At 38.9% G+C, this 19,317-nt stretch carries 20 protein-coding genes; 7 read left to right on the top strand and 13 right to left on the bottom strand.

Annotated elements, in window-relative coordinates; genetic code table 11:
- Nucleotides 1–12: 12 nt before the first annotated feature.
- From AAY42_RS11130 to AAY42_RS11105, 6 genes are all read left to right on the top strand, one after another.
- Entirely contained in the window at nucleotides 13–681 is a 669-nt protein-coding gene (locus tag AAY42_RS11130; protein WP_139063723.1) for a hypothetical protein, read from the top strand.
- Nucleotides 682–691: 10 nt separating this feature from the next.
- Entirely contained in the window at nucleotides 692–1,108 is a 417-nt protein-coding gene (locus tag AAY42_RS11125) for a hypothetical protein (protein WP_055395187.1), read from the top strand.
- The gene (locus AAY42_RS11120; RefSeq protein ID WP_175288761.1) at nucleotides 1,095–2,000 is read left to right on the top strand and encodes a DUF2059 domain-containing protein; all 906 of its coding nucleotides are present in this window, start codon (nucleotides 1,095–1,097) and stop codon (nucleotides 1,998–2,000) included. Before AAY42_RS11125 ends, AAY42_RS11120 begins: the two co-directional genes overlap by 14 nt.
- A gap of 153 nt (nucleotides 2,001–2,153) precedes the next feature.
- On the top strand, nucleotides 2,154–2,921 hold the full coding sequence (locus tag AAY42_RS11115; RefSeq protein ID WP_055395183.1) for a hypothetical protein: 768 nt from the start codon (nucleotides 2,154–2,156) through the stop codon (nucleotides 2,919–2,921).
- A 263-nt stretch (nucleotides 2,922–3,184) separates the two neighbouring features.
- Nucleotides 3,185–3,595, top strand: coding sequence for a lipocalin family protein (locus tag AAY42_RS11110; protein WP_139063722.1), 411 nt, complete (start codon nucleotides 3,185–3,187; stop codon nucleotides 3,593–3,595).
- Between the two features lie 57 nt (nucleotides 3,596–3,652).
- Nucleotides 3,653–3,865 (top strand): hypothetical protein, encoded by a 213-nt coding sequence (locus AAY42_RS11105; RefSeq protein WP_055395179.1) that lies wholly within the window; start codon nucleotides 3,653–3,655, stop codon nucleotides 3,863–3,865.
- A gap of 418 nt (nucleotides 3,866–4,283) precedes the next feature.
- On the opposite strand, the gene AAY42_RS11100 is transcribed toward AAY42_RS11105, so the two are convergent.
- From AAY42_RS11100 to AAY42_RS11075, 6 genes are read right to left on the bottom strand one after another with little or no spacing between them, the layout of a single operon-like run.
- The gene (locus tag AAY42_RS11100) at nucleotides 4,284–5,966 is read right to left on the bottom strand and encodes a PhoX family protein (RefSeq protein WP_055395177.1); all 1,683 of its coding nucleotides are present in this window, start codon (nucleotides 5,964–5,966) and stop codon (nucleotides 4,284–4,286) included.
- 16 nt (nucleotides 5,967–5,982) lie between these two features.
- Nucleotides 5,983–6,387, bottom strand: coding sequence for a Fur family transcriptional regulator (locus tag AAY42_RS11095; protein WP_055395174.1), 405 nt, complete (start codon nucleotides 6,385–6,387; stop codon nucleotides 5,983–5,985).
- Between the two features lie 11 nt (nucleotides 6,388–6,398).
- Nucleotides 6,399–6,857, bottom strand: a complete 459-nt coding sequence (locus AAY42_RS11090; protein WP_139063721.1) for a hypothetical protein — start codon at nucleotides 6,855–6,857, stop codon at nucleotides 6,399–6,401.
- Nucleotides 6,841–7,281, bottom strand: coding sequence for a hypothetical protein (locus tag AAY42_RS18495; protein WP_055395171.1), 441 nt, complete (start codon nucleotides 7,279–7,281; stop codon nucleotides 6,841–6,843). The genes AAY42_RS11090 and AAY42_RS18495 overlap by 17 nt, the downstream gene beginning before the upstream one ends.
- Nucleotides 7,274–8,524 (bottom strand): ABC transporter permease, encoded by a 1,251-nt coding sequence (locus AAY42_RS11080; protein ID WP_055395169.1) that lies wholly within the window; start codon nucleotides 8,522–8,524, stop codon nucleotides 7,274–7,276. The genes AAY42_RS18495 and AAY42_RS11080 overlap by 8 nt, the downstream gene beginning before the upstream one ends.
- Nucleotides 8,521–9,147, bottom strand: a complete 627-nt coding sequence (locus AAY42_RS11075; protein WP_055395167.1) for an ABC transporter ATP-binding protein — start codon at nucleotides 9,145–9,147, stop codon at nucleotides 8,521–8,523. Before AAY42_RS11075 ends, AAY42_RS11080 begins: the two co-directional genes overlap by 4 nt.
- Nucleotides 9,148–9,281: 134 nt before the next feature.
- Here AAY42_RS11075 and AAY42_RS11070 point away from each other — a divergent pair, with 134 nt between their 5' ends.
- Nucleotides 9,282–9,692, top strand: coding sequence for a MerC domain-containing protein (locus AAY42_RS11070; protein WP_055395165.1), 411 nt, complete (start codon nucleotides 9,282–9,284; stop codon nucleotides 9,690–9,692).
- A gap of 127 nt (nucleotides 9,693–9,819) precedes the next feature.
- On the opposite strand, the gene AAY42_RS11065 is transcribed toward AAY42_RS11070, so the two are convergent.
- The 7 genes from AAY42_RS11065 to AAY42_RS18160 form a co-directional block, all read right to left on the bottom strand.
- Entirely contained in the window at nucleotides 9,820–11,241 is a 1,422-nt protein-coding gene (locus AAY42_RS11065) for a DUF3526 domain-containing protein (protein WP_055397896.1), read from the bottom strand.
- Nucleotides 11,238–12,674 carry an ABC transporter permease gene (locus AAY42_RS11060; RefSeq protein ID WP_055395163.1) on the bottom strand — a complete coding sequence of 479 codons (1,437 nt, stop codon included), beginning with the start codon at nucleotides 12,672–12,674 and terminating at the stop codon, nucleotides 11,238–11,240. The genes AAY42_RS11065 and AAY42_RS11060 overlap by 4 nt, the downstream gene beginning before the upstream one ends.
- Before the next feature lie 61 nt (nucleotides 12,675–12,735).
- Nucleotides 12,736–13,596: an alpha/beta fold hydrolase gene (locus AAY42_RS11055; RefSeq protein ID WP_055395162.1), complete on the bottom strand. Its 861-nt coding sequence runs from the start codon at nucleotides 13,594–13,596 to the stop codon at nucleotides 12,736–12,738.
- The gene (gene alr, locus AAY42_RS11050) at nucleotides 13,583–14,797 is read right to left on the bottom strand and encodes an alanine racemase (protein ID WP_055395160.1); all 1,215 of its coding nucleotides are present in this window, start codon (nucleotides 14,795–14,797) and stop codon (nucleotides 13,583–13,585) included. The genes AAY42_RS11055 and alr overlap by 14 nt, the downstream gene beginning before the upstream one ends.
- Nucleotides 14,798–15,003: 206 nt before the next feature.
- The gene (locus AAY42_RS11045) at nucleotides 15,004–16,233 is read right to left on the bottom strand and encodes a DUF4374 domain-containing protein (RefSeq protein WP_055395157.1); all 1,230 of its coding nucleotides are present in this window, start codon (nucleotides 16,231–16,233) and stop codon (nucleotides 15,004–15,006) included.
- Between the two features lie 26 nt (nucleotides 16,234–16,259).
- Nucleotides 16,260–18,557: a TonB-dependent receptor gene (locus tag AAY42_RS11040; protein WP_055395155.1), complete on the bottom strand. Its 2,298-nt coding sequence runs from the start codon at nucleotides 18,555–18,557 to the stop codon at nucleotides 16,260–16,262.
- Nucleotides 18,558–18,980: 423 nt separating this feature from the next.
- A complete protein-coding gene (locus tag AAY42_RS18160; RefSeq protein WP_139063719.1) occupies nucleotides 18,981–19,283 on the bottom strand; it encodes a hypothetical protein in 303 nt (100 codons plus the stop codon).
- Nucleotides 19,284–19,317 lie beyond the last annotated feature (34 nt).

The following is a 19,317-nucleotide window of genomic DNA, read 5'->3' as shown; positions in this document are numbered from 1 at the left end:
ACAATAAAGAACATGAGAATCAAAACTATATTTTATACAATGATGGTGCTATTCTTAAACATTAGCTTAAAAGCTCAGATTTCGAACAAACAATTACGCAGTGTTCAACTGGACAATAATTTAAGGTTACCTCTTTTAACGGCTACTAACTTGGATAAGAATAAAAAGTTACTTTCTAGAGATTTTATATTGAAAAACTATCCTAAGAATAGTGCTACAATTGTACCAAATGCTTATTCAACTTCTAACGGGGCAAATTATAAGTTAACTGCCAAAAAGCACTGGATTCCGGGTGCTGGATTGGATTATAAAGGACGGTTCGATTCATATACTCGAACAATAAGAATTGAACCAAATAATAGTCAAAAATTAAGGGATTTTCTATCATTTTATTTTGATACTAAAAAAAACAAATCATATCGAATAAAGATGAAGCTCCAAATTGGTTGTACAGGCCTTGGAAATAATTCAATGCTAATCTTGGAAATGGGTGGTGCATCAACTGGCCTAAGTGTAAAACCAGGAACCAATTTTTTAGACTTTATAGTTAAATCTGAATATGGTGGTTATGTGTTGGTTAAAACGCTATTTAATCAAAATCTTTTTTCCAGTGGAAAACCAGTTTCAGAAGATTTGCATTATACTTTTTATGAGCTGGAAATCAGAGAATTACAAAACTAGTTTTTAGAAAATGAAAAAAATATTTGTTGTATTACTGTTGTTTCCTTTGGTGTTATTGGCTCAGACAAAAACTACCCAAGAAACCCAAATAGTGATTGCAGTAAAACTTACTAAAAATGAAATTTATGCTCTATACCTTTTGGCAATGATAAAAAAGAATCAAAAGGTACTTCAGGACTGTATGGACTGCAGCTATTTTTTAGGATTATTATCAGGCACCTACAAACAAAAAGGGATACGGATTAAACCTAGTGAAGGAACTACTATAACCGTGTTTAAGGACCAGGAGGTTTTTACGGAAAAAAAACAGTTTCCCGAAGACGACTTCAAAATAAAAAATGAAGTGACTCTAGGAGGTTCCAAGGCCATTATCATAGCCAACAAAGAAGGAGAACTCATATTAAAAGCAAAAAATGATGAAAAATAGACTAATAATTTTAGCGGTTGTATTGTTGGCAATTACAACTACGGCTCAGGCTCAAGCTCCTGAAAACGAAGAAGAGGCAAAAAAAATGATGGACAGTATCATGAACAAAATGCCTCCAAGTATGAGGAAGATGATGGAACAAGCAATGCAAGATGAAGAAAAACGAAAGTCTGAGAAAAAACAAGCCAAAAAAAATCAATTGACTAAAAACAAAGCAGCCCAAAAGCAAAATGAAAATGAATTTTATTGGCGCAACAAAATAGCTAGTGACCTCCAAGGAAAATTTGAAAACTGGTCATACGGGCAAGTTGAAATTAGAACTAGTTATCAGGATCTTGACAATAAAAAAAATGAAATAAAAATTGGCAGCGTTTCTGCTAATGGGCAAGTCAGGATAAACCTACCCAAAATAAATACGCTTACAGTAAAACCCATGAGCGCTGCACAGCATGGAAGTGAACGGCTAGTCGGAAACCCATACTTAGAATTGGATTACTCTAATAAAAATACAAGCTACTTTTCAACAAGACATAATATGAATGTCTATTCAGGGGAAGAAAATATAGGTTTTATTGATATTGGCAATTCCATAAAACCAGTGGTGAACCTGAATTCCCCCTGTTGTCTTCATAAGGCCGGTAATGGGTACACAGCCTATTGGGTGCATACAGGTCAGATCAATAGCATCAGTGGAGTAAATATCACTAAAGATAGGGCAGGTAATGAAGGCGAAATAGTCTGTGATTTAAATTTTAAACCCGGATGGAACCTGATCATGGAACGAGTTGATGGGACTAAAGAAAAATCCTCAGAATCATGGAAAAATCAATACTATACTGCTACTACTACCTTGCCCGCAGATGCGAAATACTATTTTCATTTAAACCAATAAGAATGGAAGTCAACATATTAAACAAACTCATCCATTTTCTTTTTGCCTTATTGTTGATTACACTATTATTCGCAACTATAATGATTACTAAACCCTGAAAAAATGGTACTTTTTCGACAAGTAAAAAGGTCTTTACTGATTATATGTCTTACCATGGGTAACATAATAAATGCCCAAAATGTTGAATTAACAGGAGTTGAATTGGCAAAAGCTCCAGCTGATTTTGTAGATGTGCGCCCATACCATTTTGGTACTAAGCTTACCTTTTTTGTAAAGGATACCACAGCAGTAACCGGGCTTGCTTCGTCTTCTTACATTAAGCAGTGGGTCACCAATACAGATAAAGATTTGAAGCATGAGCACCAACAACTTGTAAGTGTTGCTTTATATAAAAATTATTCTGTGCATAAGGACACTGCCCTGGTACTAACGCAGCGTGATTTTTGGCCAGAAAAAAATGTTGGATTTTCATTTAAAATCCATAGTTGGGCACTTCCAGATAGGTCAGCTACCTCAATTTCGGTGAAGGGAACAATTGAATACACTGCTTTGGAGCCAGGTGAAGTACTTGTAGAGGACATAACCCATCTGTCTGGTAATATTGAAGGTCTTACCAGTCTTGAGTTTATTGGAAATTCGATTGACTTGAAACCCAAAGTTTATGGTAATGGTGCTGAAGCTTATTTGACATTTAATGCTACTGTTACCAATAAGGCTTATCAGGTTGCCATTCAAACCATGCAGTTTTTAGATAATGAAGGAAAACTGTTGGATGAGCTTTACTTTGGACTAAGCAATAATTATAACACGAACACAAGAAATCGCATTGACTTAAAAAATACAGTCGTTATCAGAATGCACTACCGTAAATTAAAAGTTAAGAAGGTTGTCGTCGACAACACTTTTGGATTGGGTTTTTAAACCAATTTATTTTCCCAATACTATAAATCGAATAAACATACCTGACTGCATTTTATGATTTAGTGCTATAAATTGGCCGTTGTACGAAAAGACCTGAAAGTGTTGTGAACATGTTTGACTCCAGGTCCATTTGCCGTTCTTTTTGGTAGTTCCGGTAATTTTTTTACGGAACAAAGAAGGTACATTTAAACGATAATGTATGCACAATTCTTCGTCAGAATATAAAAGGAACAGTATTTGATTGAAGTTTGAAAACCGACATCATGAAATATAAATTCCTTTTGCTAAGCTTAACAGTCATGTTTGGACTTCAATTCAGTTTTGGTCAAGAAAATACAATATTTGATTTTAATGCTGATGAGTTAATTGGAACATGGCGTCCAACCTATGATAATAGAACAGCCGAGTTGACCTTTGAAAGACAAGTGGAAACTGAGCGCAAATATGGATTAAGGATTGAGATCTTGAAGAGCGGAGAATTTAGAAGTCGCTATTCTGCACCTTGTGGGAACGACTCGATGCTTCGAACCCATAATTACAACGGAATCTGGAGTTTGGACGAAGACGAATGGATATTGACAACATCTGAACCAATTAATCGAAATGGAACATTGTTCAAAATAGTTGAGTTAAAATCTGACAAAATGGTTCTTGCCGAAATCAAAATAGAATAAGTGAAATTACATCGAAGGTCTGGCATACACCAAAGTTCAAATAAAGGATAATTAACAATGTTGGATAAGGATTTCAGTTCAGATAGATACCCCGCCCTTCTCGGAAACTTGAGAGATAATGGGTATCTGTCCCAAGGAGATATCGATGTTCTGCTAAAAGATTCTTTCGTGAAAAATTCAGTTGTTTTGGCAAACATTAGCGAGGATAAAGCTGAAATTGTCAGAAGAACTATTTTGGAAAATAGTAAGCGAAGAAAGTTCTATTGGTAGATAACCAATCTGCCAAAATCAACTATTTGCGTTGGTTTATCTATATTTGATATGACGTCAGACAAATCAATCACAAAAGTTCACAAATCGTCAACATCTTGAAAATAAAAAGTGGAAGCCCCAATAAAACTGGGGGTCAGGAGAAAAAGTTCGATTCTTGCCGGGGCTACTTTTTAATATTTGCAGGAAATGGTACAGTTTGCCAATATTCAAAGAAAACCTCATTTTTCACAAGGTCAGGTATACCTTTGCGACAACAGTCACCCTTACTAATGGAGTTACCATAGAAACCATTTCTAAAATGTGGGGATATAGTAGCTATCTATCACATGGATATACGCCAAAGTACTGGGAAAACCCTAAAAATCGTTCATTTTATGAAACCTAATCGTATTCTGTAGCCAGTTGCTAAACTGAGTTAGGCCCTTTCCAGAATATGTAATTTGTTCATCTTTTCAATAAGGTTACCTGTGATGGCCACGACGGATGATTTAGGGATACCATCTTTATCAAAGGGCCATTTGCTAGTTGGGTCATTGAGATCGGTCGTTTGCTCACCAGGGTGTTGTACACTTAGAAACAACGTTTTTCCATCGGGTGAAAACCATGGGCCTGTGAGCTCGGCATCGTTAGGGGCCGAAGCCAAGCGAATAATTTTGCCTTGGTCTTTTCCATGGCGTGGAACCACAAAAAGACTATTGTTCTTGAAAGCCATGTAGAGTCCGTCTTCCTTATTCATTTTGCTGCCAGACATATCAGAGGTAAACCACAGATTACCGGCCATATCAAAGGCCAGGTTATCGGGGCATGAAAATCCATTTTCTTCTCCACCCGCCATAAAAGTTGAAGCGTTAAAGGTCAAAGCATCATACTTGCCATCGGTTTCCTCTATTTTCAGTATAGATCCGTGAAAGTCATTTTTATCATAATTATTGGTGAGCGATACAAAAACACTACCCGTAATGGGGTCAATTTCAATATCCTCAGGGCGGTTCAGTGGCGTGGCTCCCAATATTTTGGCTGCTTCCCTCGTACGTACTAAAACTTCGGTCTGATCTTTAAACCTATCTTTCAAAGCTGGCTGGGTTTGCCAGTCTAGCGGCAACCATTTGCCATTTACCGTATCGGCAACATAAAGCGTTCCCTCTTTTAACGACCCTGGCTCGGACGAGATGAATTTATACAAATGCTCATTGTTCTTGTCATCACCTGAATAGGCCACTATACGCTTATCGGACAGTTCATAAAGTGTACAACATTCATGGGCATAACGGCCAATGGCCACATGCTTTTGGGCGGAACCGTCCTTTGGGTCTACTTCGACCACCCAGCCATAGTGCTCCGGGGGATAAGGGTAAAATTTTTCCCAGCCCTTCGAACTATCTCGGTGTGCAGGTCGTCCGTCTTGGTCATAAACAGTTTCTCCAAAAAAACTATCATAATTCTCTTCGCAAGTCAGAAAGGTCTTCCAAGGGGTGATGCCTCCCGAACAGTTACTGTGGGTTCCAATAACGGTGGAGGCCCCTTTAATAGGGTGGTCCCAGTTGAGTTCCATTGGGGTTTTTGCAGTGATTCGACGGTTGTGTGGATCGTTCTTTATGACCTTCCATTTTCCATCTTTTTCTTTTATGCGAACGATACTACCACCAACATTGTACATTTCTTTGTCTACCTGTTCTTTTGTTCGATGTGCCGTTGGGTTTTCATATTTTTCGAAGTCAAATCCAGAGACAAAAAGGGGATTGACATACTCATGATTGACCCAAAGTAATCCATCCGTGGGATCATCATCGTCAAACGGGATAAAACAAGTAAAATCATTATTGAAACCAAAACGGTCATTCTTACTGATTTCATCGCCCCAACGAATGATGATATGATAATCCAACCCCGTGGCTAACAACAAATCGTCTTTATTGGATGGTGAAAGCCCATTGAGGGGCAATTTTTTTAACCTATCCAAAATTTGACTGTCCATTTTCAAGGTTTTTGCTGTTGGAGTGGACGTATTGCCACAACCTATCAAAAAAGGAGGTAATACTGCAGTACTCAAGCTGGCCTTTCCTAAAAAGCTGATAAATTTTCTTCTATTGTATTCCATGGTTTAATTTTCATTTTCAACAATCAGCACAGGTTCCACGAATTATGGTCTGTACCTTGTTCGCCTTGAATCCTTTTGGGACATCCAACTGCAGTGGTGCCAACCCATCCATACAATATACCGTTTCACAACATTCACATACGAAATGGGCGTGTTCGTTGCCTTGTATGGGGGCTTCGCCAAATGCATATTTGGTGACACCTGAATGGTCGTTGATACTGTGTATTAGCCCGACCTGCTCAAAAGCGGTCAGGTTTCGGTATAGGGTTGATTTATCGGTTGCTTCCGTCAGGGCCAGCTTGATATCGGCATATGACTGTGCATGTTGGGTTTTGATAAAATACCGTATCAATGCATGGCGCAACTTTGTCTTCTTTAGTCCCTTTCGTTGTAACAGTCGTTCGGTTTGTTTATAGTCCATTCCAGTTTTTTTTATTCAAGACGTAGGGCATCGGCCTTTTCAAGTCGATAATAATAAAGGTTCGGATTGTCACGGTTCAAACGAAGGATACCTTGCACGGATAGTAGATTATCCATGGTGAAGAAAGGCTTTTCTTTAAACTGTAGACCTACAACCGTTTCAGGTCCGCCATTACCACAGAAAAAACAGGAAGCCATCGGATTTTTGGAAAGCATATACATTGATTGTTTGCCATCCAACACCAAAAAAAAACCGGTTAGTATAACCTCTTTGCCTTCTAATGCCGACAACTTTTCGGAAAATGTTGCTTCATTAAATCCAGGAAAAGGGTTTTCTAAAGAGAGGGTTTGAAATGAAATACCCCCGGTGAGGTCTGACCAATCTAAAATGATCTGTGCGCGGGCATTGGTTCCCATACAAAACAAAAGTATCAACAGATAAAATCGCATATTCTTAATTGACCAGTTCACCTGTGGCCTCTTTTAAAATATAATTACAATGGTCCACATTATTTCTATTCAATTCCAGCACTCCGGTGATCGTTACAACTTGGTCGGTACGAAAAGGAGGGTGCTCCTTGAAATTGACTTCGATAATGGTCTCTGGCCCAGCCGCCCCGCAGAAAAAACAAGATGCCATGGGGTTTTGTGAAACCAGGAACACTTCACCGCTTCCTGAGATATCCAGAAAATATCCTTTAATACTAACTTGTTTGCCTCTGAACAACCTGATTTTTTTACCAAAGGTAGGCATCAAAAAACTGACACCATACTCTTCATTGTATACTGGCGCAAAATCGACATCGGCGAAATCTCTCCAGGTCAATTGTTCTTGAGCCATCGTAAAAGTGCATATAAAAGTTACGAATAAAAAGATGAAAAAAGATTTACCCATCTGATAAGGTTTTAGCAACATTTAACTTAAAAATTGAGCGGGACGCCAATAGGGTGGCCAAGGTGGCCAGTATCAGTATAAGACCCAATAGAAATAGTTCAACTGGTTCCGGGACTTTTATCTTCAATGCGTATCCGTATGAGGCTTTTAAGTACAGGGAAACACCCCATATGCCCAAACGGCCCAAAAACCACCCTAATACAAAACCAATAAAAGCCAGAAAAAGTCCCTCCAAAAGAGCCAACCTGAGAAGTTGTCCGGTACTAAGACCATAAGTTCTCAATAAAGCCAACTCCTGTTTTCTTTCCCTGATGGTCTTTAAAAGACTGATAAAAATACTGAGGGCAGATACCAAAAGAATGGCCAGGGCAATGCCGTTTATGGTCTGAACCCCTGAACCCAAAAGTCCCATAAGTCGCTGTATTTCAAAACCGGGTAGGGCCGCTTGCATAGAAGTATTTTCATTGATGAATCTGGGAAGTTGTACCATGCCCAAAGGACTCTTAAACTTTACCAACAATGCCGTGATTTCTTTTTTGGTATGAGGCTCATTATCCGAAGTTTCGTCATGATGTTTATCTTCTTCTTGATGGGGATTATTGGTATCGTGACTGTCTTCTTCGCCATGATCATGGGCTTTCCAGATACTCTCGAGATTGGTGATCAACAGCTGGTCGACAACGGCCCCCGTGGGTTTCAAGATACCTTTTATGATAAAAGGATGTTCGTCGTGCGTTTCACCATTGGTAGCAGCCAGTCCGTGCGAGCTTATGAAACCGTCTCCCACTTGTAGGTCCAATCGCTGGGCAACGTTGCTTCCTGCAACCACTTCAAAGGGCTGCTCATAGTGTGTTCCTTCCGACAGTTCGGCATCATAATGATCAAGATACCCATATTCAGTCCCCAAAATCCGAAAACCTTTGTAGTTGTCTCCATAAGAAACCGGAATGGCGGTTTGTACAAAAGGATGCTTTTGTAATGCGGCTACTTCTTTCAACTTGATATTTCCGGTTGGTGCATCAACATGAAGCACAGCCGACAAAACAAGCTGTAAGGGACTTCCTTTGGCGCCTATAACCATGTCAAAAGGGGCGATGTTCTTGCTCAATTGACCGTTCAGCTGTTGACTCAATTGCAGAACAAAGGTGACCAACGACACGCTTAACAGCAGCAACAATAAGCTCAATAATAAGTTAAGTGGTTTTGAAACCATGTTTCTAAAAGCGAGATAGCCCAGTTTCATAGCACTACTTGGTTTTTGAAATGGGACTTTACCCGTTGGTCATGTGTAATAATCAACAGACTACTTTTACATATTTTGGCCTCTTCTTTGAGCAGGTCAATCACCTTTGTACAGTTAGAATCATCCAAATTGGAAGTTGGTTCATCAGCAAAAATGATTTTTGGTTTATGGATTAGGCCCAGGGCAATACCCAGCCGTTGTTGTTGTCCATGGCTCAATGCGTTGACTTTCTTCTCAAAATGTTGGGTAAGCCCCAACCTTTCAGCAAGTTCATACCTTCTTTTAGTATCATTGATGTTCTTAGGGAAGCTTTGCCTTAGGCGAAGATTATCGGAAACGTTCAACGATTTGATAAAATGATATTGTTGAAAGATGAGGCCGATATGTTCCCCCCTGAATTTATCGATTTCTTTTCGTGATAACGTATTTAACTCCGTTCCGTCAATGGCAACGGTACCTTTTAGCGTAGGCAACAATCCAGCCATCAGATATAATAGCGTGGTCTTACCTACTCCTGATGGACCAATGACAAGCATGTGTTCGCCAGGTATTAGCGAAATATCCGGAAAAACCAGAGCTTCACTATTGTCATAGGTGTAAGAAAGGTTCGATGTCTCGACCATCTGAACTTTTTTACAAAAATAAAGAGAAATTCAAATGCAACCTAGTTGCATTTGAAAAAATTGAATACTTTTGTCTCCCCATTTGAAATAGGCTTGGGGTTCTTTAATTATTAAAAGCATTAATTACTCAGTTCATGACCAATCTGGTAAATCTTAGATATAAGTCCGACATCATTGGAGCACTTGCGAGCACCTTATGTTTTGTACACTGCTTGGCGACGCCATTCTTTTTTGTAGCGCAGGCTGGACTTGCTATAGGGGAAACACTGCATCCTTGGTGGTGGGGAACTTTGGACATACTGTTTTTAGCCATTGCCTTCTTTGCCGTGTACTGGTCGACCAAAAACACTTCCAAGCCAAGAATAAAATATACTTTTTGGGTTCTTTGGATGTTATTGGGCATGATTGTTTTTAACGAGAAATTGGAGATTGCCCATCTGGCAGAGGAAGTCATTTACCTTCCAACCTTGGGCTTGATTTCACTTCATTTTTACAATCGCCGTTATTGTCGCTGTGAAGATGATAACTGCTGCGCTGATAAATAAAAGCAGTAGTAATGGTTTCCAATTACTTTTGGAATATACATGCTGGAATTTTGAATCGGTTTGGTAGCATTTACCCTTGTAGATTGATGCTTATAGTTGCCGTATTACTGTTATTCGTTTTTTAGTTTTATTCAGCTCTTTTTAAAATCAATATTCCACGAAAAAAAAAGATAAAAGCCAACAAGGCTACTATGACAGTATCTAGATACACCGAATACCAATCGGTTCTGCCGTAGTATGGATCAAAGCGGGGCCTATTAGAGTAATCTTCAAGCGTGATTTCCTTATCCATAAAGAGACGTTCAAAATAAAAATCAGTAATCTGCACATGAAAGCTGGATAGTTCCGTTTGAAAGTCTAGGTAATTGGAAAGGTCCGTGTGTACGATTCTTGATAACGATTCTTGAACCGTAACAGCAGGATTAAGCCAATTAAAACCAGATGTCCAACGTGATCTCTCATAAATCGTTTTATTGTACCTGTCTATTGTTTCCCTGCTATCCTTATCTTTTAAAAAGGTATGGGCAGCGTACGCCTTTGACATCAGGTTTTTATTATTTGAGGAGTTTTCTTTAGCAAATTCGGGCCGGTATTTCAAAAATTTAGCAATTACCTTTTTAGACTCCTCTTCATCATTTTCATCATCCAACCCAGTCCGTCGGGTTAGTCCAGCAATTTCTGTACTGTTCAATGGGTAGATGCTGTCCAATGTAATATTCAGTATCGCAGGAATAACCATCAGAATCAATACCCATGCCCCGACCGAACTAATGGCATTAAAGGAAGTACTCTGACGAAAAGCAATGATAAAGAATAAAAGCCCGAACCAAAATGTGCAATATACTATAACGACAGCTGACCAAACCAATGCAACATAACCGTTTATACCCCCAGAGACTAAAAAACCAATTAGAGATAGCAACAGACCTAGACCAGTTGTTAGCAGGAAATAAAATGTGAGACGAATTAAAAGTATCTTTTGAATACTCACACTTTGAACACGCAATAGTGGCAATATTCCCAAGTCCTTCTCCCCAGAATATATTGAATAGCAAAAAACTATAATCAATAGCGGAAGGATGTAGATAATCATAAATGATAGATCTAGGTTACCTATTTTTAAATAAAATGGATTAGCTATCTCGTTTTCATAGAGTTGATATTGTAAACCCATTCCGGTAAGCCGATAATAGTACCGATAAAGGTCCCTTTGTCCAATCGCCAAATCTGCGTAGTCATGCGGGTATGAAATAACATGATATCCATGCCGGAACCATGCGTAATTTGGTTTACTGGCTAAATCGTGTAACTGTTTTGCTTTTTTCGAGACCAGTTCGTTTTGAAAACTGTCCGTGTAACTTTCAAATTCAGCAACCTCTCTTTCCATCAATTGAACAATAGTCTGCCGTTGCCCTTCTATATAGGTTTTTCCACAGAAAATGGCATATACACCAAAAAGGAAAAAAGTAGACAACAAAACAATCTGTGTTTTATTCCGGCTAAATGTAATCCACTCATAGCGCCATATTGTTTTATATACTATACTCATATGTTCCATCTTTTTTTCGAAGTCACCGTACTCAATAGAAATAAAGCCAAAAACAACCATGCTAAAAGACTTATTAATTCCCATTTGTAGGCGTGAAGTACCTTGTTCATAGTTGGCATTGTGTAGTTGAATTCCTCTATCTCTTTCCATAAAGAAGCTCCGGCTTTATATTCATAGAACCCGCCGTAACGGGAGTTTTGGGCCATATCATTGTTCATTTTTTCAACCAACGCCCTACGATAATGCTCTACTTCGTCCTCAAAATCTATGGCAGTATACATGTCAGTTCCCGAAAAGGCCATCGATAGGCGTTGCACGGCGATATAAGGATTCAGAAGGCTTGAATAGGCAAAAAGCGTATTTTGCTCTTCGAATATAGACCGCAACTGTTGCCAATGAACATCATATACCTTGTGGGTATGCTCTTCACCAGCTTGCATACTAATACCGTCAAAATTGAATGGAAGCTGATGTAGGGAATCTACCTCATAGGCTTCCAGATATTCCTGTTTTAAACGAGCCATTCGTACTGAGCGTGACGTTTTTCCATCAAGACCATTATCAATATCATTTTGTATGTTACTTTTAAAAGTATGCATACTTGGAAGCGAGTAGGATGTTCTACCCAGATTCGAGACTGTTTTGGGTATTAGCACGGTCAGCAGTACCCAAAAGACCAAAAGTTTCAATAAGGCATTTCGGCTCGTTTTTGAATAGAGTGAAGTACAAACTGAAAATACTATAAAAATGAAAAGATAAACTGTATAGACAAGGAAAAGGAAAACTAAGCGCCATGGAGAAAAAGCTAACAGATCCATTGGTTTCAGTAATGTAATACCCACGACTGTAGCCAACAAAATTGGAAGTAAGATTAACAACAGAATTAAGCCATAAGTCAATATCTTGCCCCAAACGAATGAATTAATGGGAACGCCTTGCGCGGCCACCAATCTGAGCGTGCCGCTTTCACGTTCTTGTGTGATGGATCTAAAAGCAAGAATAATAATAAGTAAGGGTGTAAGCACCTGCAGTGCCATAGCCATTGTAAGCTCACCAAAACGTACCATAGTGCCCTTATCCTGGGCAGGTCTGAACATAAACTCGTGTTGGTAATGGGCCTCTAAATAAATAGATGTGCCTGTATATCCATCCAGCCCGCTATCAAAAATTCCCAAGATGGATTTTGGTTTGAATACGTATGTACCATAATGGGCCGCAATGTGAGGATGTTTATCCCCTTGAGAAAGCCATTCAGTTCTTTTTTGTTCTTGTTCTTTGGTAATTTTTAAGTGTTCCTGTTGAAAATTCCTATATCCAGATATTAGACTCACACCCATGAGTAATAGGATAATGGATCCCAATAGGAGTGCTAGGCGCTCTCTAACGGCCAACTTAATTTCCTTTTTTATTATTGTTACGATACTTTTAAACATATTATTTGTTGGGATGTTCTCTCTCTGTTACCATAGATGATAGGTTTGAGATGGACTACTGTCACTTTTTATCAATGTTGGTGTTTAGAAACGTCGATAATATTTGATTGAACTTTTTCGGAGACTCCCAAAACATTGCATGGCTAGATATGCTAACAACTTTTGAGTTCGGAGTAACTTGCTTAAGCCAGTTAGTTGCTTGATCATACCAGAAAGCTCTTACCATGAAAAATACGGTTACCCTGCTCTGTATCAAAGCGACTTCTTTCGTGTAGTCAGAGGCAATACCATCTACATACAGGCTTAGGGCAATATGCTGTGGGGTCATTAAAATCTCCTGATTCATCCATGCTCTGGTACTGCTATCAATTGGGTTAGCGAGCATCCAGTCAATAATTTCGTTTGGATCTGAAGGTTCGGAAATGAGATTTTTTAAACTCCCTCTATAGTCATCAAAACTCCCATATACCCATTCTGTATCCACATCTCCTATCCATTTAGGTGGTTCATCAATGAATATCATTTTATCAATTTTATCGAAACGATAAGCGCGTATATACTCATACATGGTAAGACAACCACTCGACCAACCTACAAGGATTACATTTTTTAAACTTTTCTTCTGCAGTATTTGGTGAAGATCTCTAGCATGGTTAGCATAGGTGTTTCCAAAAAGCGTTTTATCGGATCTACCTTGTCCTCTTGGATCATAACTTAATACATGGTACTGATTCGAAAAATACTCCTTCTGTTTTTCAAAAAACCGATGGGTCATAGTCCAACCCGGAATAAATAGAATTGTCTGTCCACTACCTAATTCTTCGATGTACAATTGGGTACTATCATCAAGAGTAATGTATTCACCCTGGCCGAATGACCGATAGACCCATAGACAAATCAAAATGATACTAAAAAGTCTCATAAATGTGCTTGGTTATAGATTCTTTATAGTTGATTTGCAAATAGTTGTGACCTTTAACAAGTTTTCCAAATCCCTCTGGTGTAATCTCAGGACAGTCTGGTCCGATTAGTGTTGCGATGTCCCCTGCTGTTATCATGGTATTTTCCCCGAGTGAAATATTTGTATGGCTAGCGTTTACGTTCACAACTGGATAAAGTGTATCGCCAAGTAGAACTTTTGCACCACTCTCAGCAGAACTATTGTACCCATCAGCCCAACCAATAGGCAAAGTAGCAATCCATTCATCTTTTAATACCTTATAAAAACGTGAAAACCCGATAGTATCTCCTTCACTTAATTTTTCTACACGAATTACAGGAGCTTTAAGACGATAGCCCACTTGCAATGGATAAATTTTGGCTTCGGCCATGTCAATTGATGGGAAAGAACCATGTAGCAATATACCTGGTCTCACAGCATCTTGATGAGAGTTATGTAGGTCAATTAGTGAATAAGAAGGAGCTAAATGTTTTAATCCTGTACTTACTCCTTTTTGATTCAATTTCAATATGATTTTTTCGAATCTCAAGATTTGTTCTTTTGCAAATTCCTTTGGAGTGGTTAATGTCGAAAAGGTCTGCACAATGTTTATTTTAGGATTCTTGGCAATCTCCTTGGCAATCTCTGCAACTTCTTGATAAGGAATACCCATTCTTCCAAGTCCTGTGTCAATATAAAGTGCTACCTGAATGGAGGTGATCGAGTTACGTGATATTTCAGTGATTTTAAGTAGGGAATGTTTGGAATAAACACTCAAAACAATATTCTTATTAACAAGCTCCTGCGATAGATTTTTATCAAAATCACCCATTAACAGAATAGGCTTTGATACACCTTTTGACCGTATGGCCAAAGCACGTTCATCTTTTACTACTGCAATTCCGTATACATCACTCGACTTATCCAATATATTTGCAACTTGTACATCGCCAATGCCATAAGCATTGTTTTTCAACACTGCTATTATTGGCTTTCCGCCCGCCATTTTACTAATAAGCGAAGCGTTATTGAGGTAAGCTGCTTTAGAAAGTTCAAGCCAGGGTTTACTTTCGTACCGTTTATCAGTAAAAAAAACTTTTTGGCTATTACATACAGGGCTTAAAGATATCATTGCAAATCCTGCTATTGTTTTTTTGACAAACTGACGTCGATTACTTTTCATTTTATAATATTTTAATTTTACTTGTCCATAGCTAAATTAGTTTCTCAGGTGTACCCAAAGTCATAAATGGGTTTACAGTAGTTAATTTTCTGATTTCGTAGTATCCAAAAGACTCATTTGACCATACTCCCAGATTAAGGTATAGGGAACCTATGACTTTAGATTCCCATACCCTTTATCTAAGTACTTTAAAAATCATTTCGGATTCAATTGAGTGTTTCCAATCCGTTAATATATCCACCCGTAGAAACGAATTTTTTGCTTGTGGAATTAGTAGCTCCATCAAAACTATATACCGCATTCTCATCGTTGGTAGCATTGGTGAAAAGAAATTCTTCACCATCGAGGGGACGAATAATCATACCTCTAGAACCGTAGGTAGTGGGAAGCCCTGGTACTGCGCCTTCACTGGTTCCATTCAATATGTTTATTTCATAATAGGTAAACTGTGGTTCTCCTGTCTGAAATTCGAAAAAATCATTCTCGTCCTCCACTTTTGATGTAAATGCACGTCCGTTGGGCATTAGGTTAATACCATAGCATACATTGCCTGTTGCGGCTTGCATGTCCATAAAATAATCCGAATCGAAATCGGTTTCCCCATTGGCGATTTTCAACAGACCACTCGGACTTGCACCTCCACTTAGCGTAGTGCCTAGACCTTGTACATATATATCACCATTTTCGGTCTTTACCATACCTGTGTTCGCTGCCTGACCTCCGAAAACCATACCGGTTCTATTGTCCGAAAGAATTTTCTCCACCGTTCTTGAATTCAGGTCAATGACTGCAACATATGCAGAATCATTTACAGGTACAAAATTGTTCTCATAATGTACTCCCATAAACAGTTTATCCTCACGTTCTATCATATCGAGATAATAGGTACGGGTGGCTTCAGGAAAACGGCTCGTGACAGAGCTCAAAGATACTTCATCAGTTATACGCATGGTAGTGGGGTCAAATACAATCAATTTTGAAATGCCCCCGGCCACGGAGCCATAGGCCACGGTTTCACTTTCAAAATATAGGGTGGAGAAAACGTTTGCACCAGGAACTACAATACGCTCCTCTTCAACGGTGTTCCCTTCATCGTCAAAGACATACTTTACCAATGTCGCCGGTGCACCAAATGGGGAGGTATAAAGTGCCTTGTTATACGATACTGTTCCTGCTCCACCATTGGCCGCTAATTCCATTGCCTGATCGTTGCCTATAGTATTGAAATTCAAATCAGTAAGTCCTTGGATATAGGTGGTTTGGTTTGGGAAGGCCCCACCTACAGTGGACAATCCAAAATTGATTGCTATAGGGTCTGGCATAGGCGTGGTGTCGTCCGTTGGGGAATCATTGTCACTACTGCAACTAATAGAAACGAATCCCGTAAATGCCATAATTGCAAGAAACTGCCAATTTTTAAAAAGTACTTTTTTCATTTTGCTTGGATTTAAAGTGTGTATAATTAATTTAAAAATGTTCTTAGTGTTATGTAAAAAGCCCTACCAGGGCGTTGTACGCTAAAGTTGTCAAATACTTTTTCATCGAATAGGTTGGTACATTCCAGGGATACTGTGGCTTTATTGGCCAAAGTTGTACAGGATATTCCTATATTCTGAACAAACTGCGAAGGGATGGTATTTTTAAAATCCTGATTACCATCGATCTCCCAGAAAAGGAAAAACTCGTTTACGTAGCTGCCTGACCACCATGTTGACAAGATATTTTCTGGACCGAAAAGGCCTTTTTTGATGAAACGCAATTCCCCATTACCAAATAAGTACGGAATGTTGGGTAAACGTGCATTAAAATAACGATCATCTACAACTCCTGTAACGCTTTTGGGAGAACGATTTCTCAAATCTTGATACGTAGCATTGGCGGTAATTTCCAGAAATTCGAAGGGCAGCAAACGAACTTCCATATCCACCCCCATAGTCCGCGCTTTTAATAGATTCTGATATTGTGCAAAAAATTGAGAGGTCCTCAACCATATGATATTATCGGTATCGCGATAAAAAAAGTTGGTATCCAAATTCATTCTTTTGCGATTCCATTGTAACCCAAAGTTCAGGTTATGGCTTTGCTCTGGTTCTAGAAAGGGATTGGGGCGGATGAGCGTAAAATCCCCAAAAAGTTCAAACTCATCCGGAAGCCTAGTGGCATATTCATATGAGGTCTTGACCAAAATTTCTTCTGTAAGCTGATAACGAAGAGACTGCAAAAAACCAAGATTTGAAACTTCTTGTTCGTTTGGTACGAATTCAAGATTTTGAATAGCATATCCCTCTGCGTCCAGCCAAAAATGTTTCGCGGCTGAATAACTCGTCAATTTTTTCGAAAAGTCATGTTCGTAGGCTAAACCTGTAGCGTTCTTAAAAAGAACGGTTGGGTTCGCGAAAAAGTCCTCTCCATAAAATTCGGCAGCCACTGGGTCTTCTCCTGTTCGCCTAAACCTGGCAGAAAATATATTTAGAGTAAATTTTCCCTTTTCCCATGGGCTATGGGTTATGTTTAACCTACCTAGTAGGCTCTTACTGTTAAGTTCCAATAGATTTCTGGAGGTTGAGATTTCACCGCCATCGGTACGGCGATCGAAGACTTTTCCATCCCAAGTATATACGTTCAGCGTAGTATCCACAAAATGCCCAAGGGTTTGGTTGTAGGCACCGTACCATTTCATATCTGTATTCTTTAAGATTTCTTTTTTCTCATATTCTAGGGAAGTTCCTATGGTAGCCTCGTCATAAGTTACCTCTCCATAGGGCTGTGCCATTATCGCGTTATGCTGAATATCATCTTCAAGACCTGAATAACGGACACTTAAAATCAAGCGGTCGGCATATGTTTTATCAAAAACACCCCCATACAAACCCACCAAATAATTAGAAAACCCATCATGAAAACGTTTTACGGTGGCAGGGCTGGGGTTGCCGAACTCATCTGGAATCTCAATATCGACCTTGTAATCATTATCTGAGTGGTTATAAAAAGAATTGATGCCAATGGTCCACTGCTTTTCGGGATGCACCCATTGCCCATTTAAATTGATTTTATGGCTGTTGAAAGATCCACCGGAATAAGAAGCATCTAGATAATTCTTATAGGATTTTCGGGTAATGACATTGATACCTCCGCCCAATGCATCCGCTCCAAGATGCACGGGCACCACTCCTTTATATACTTCAATTTGATCCATGAGACTGGCTGGAAGCACATTCAGTCCAAGTCCAGAACCATAGTAAGACAAAGGAATACCATCAAGAAAAAAGGGAACCGATTTGCCTGTCATCCCATTGAGATATACTTCGGCATTACTCCCAAAACCACCGGTCTGTCGAACGACAACACCGGGAATCTGTTTTATAATATCACTGGTGTTCGTATTTCGGGCAAGAAATTTTTCTGTCTGCATTACCGAAACATTAACCGTACTTTCTCGAAGCTTTTGAGCCTTGGACTTACCAGTGACTACAACCTCGTTGAGGACTGCTGCCTTTTCGATGAGACGGATATCTCGCAGAACAGGAGTATTGTCAGTTACGGTAACTACCTCTTCGTAGGGTTCAAACCCCAAGGATAAAAAAATCAGTTTGTAGGTACCAGATTGAATCTTTAAAAATTCAAAATTCCCTGTTTCATCGGTCACAACGTACCTTTCCGTAGGTTTCAACTGGATTGTTACTCCCATTAAAGGAACTTTATTGTTATCGATAACGGTCCCCGACAATCGATTTTGCTGGCCGAAGGATAATGTAGCCATCAACAATAAAGTGAACAAAATTGTTTTTGTAAAGCAATGTGTCAAATCATTTGTGGATTAAACAGTTCAAAGTACCCATACTGTAAAATTGACATGATGAGGCTTTATTTTTTGATTTGTATATCATAATATGTTGATCTTAAAATAGAGGTATGGAATTATACCTATGAAAAATGAAGTTATCTTTCCAGGACTGATTATGGAGTTATATTCTTTCCGTCCGCACTTCTTATAAATGACAGCTTTTTAAAAAAGCAAAGTAGAAACGACGAACCATCATATCGACTAGCCAGTAAAACAACGCTAATACGATGGGGATGTAAGCAATCTTGAAAGTCAGGTTTAATATAATTTCATAACCATTATACCCAATTGAAATTACTAGATTTCTAATTGGGAAGAAGGTCTGATAACAGATGGCAATTAAAGAAAAGAAGAAGAAGGAGGAGGCCTATAAAACAGGTTGCTTCTACAAGAAACTCTAGAGATTTGAAAATCTTGGGAAATAATGCAGGGCTTGTATGCTGACAATTCGTTAGGCACTTTAATGACTGCCGATGCCTGCAATAGTAAATCTGATTGTTGACTATCAATCGCAAAGAGACAAAACTCACATGAGCCTGTTTTATCTTCGTGGTCATCATGGTGCTCATAAACATGGAAGGCCGATACCTTGATTAAAATCAAAGTAATCAAAAGAAAGGAACCTAAGTGTTTTATCTTCATGTTCACGTTAGGGCAAATCTAAGGAATTTTACTT

Source organism: Flagellimonas eckloniae (genome assembly GCF_001413955.1).
Taxonomy (GTDB): domain Bacteria; phylum Bacteroidota; class Bacteroidia; order Flavobacteriales; family Flavobacteriaceae; genus Flagellimonas; species Flagellimonas eckloniae.
This window is presented reverse-complemented; position numbering and strand designations above follow the sequence as displayed.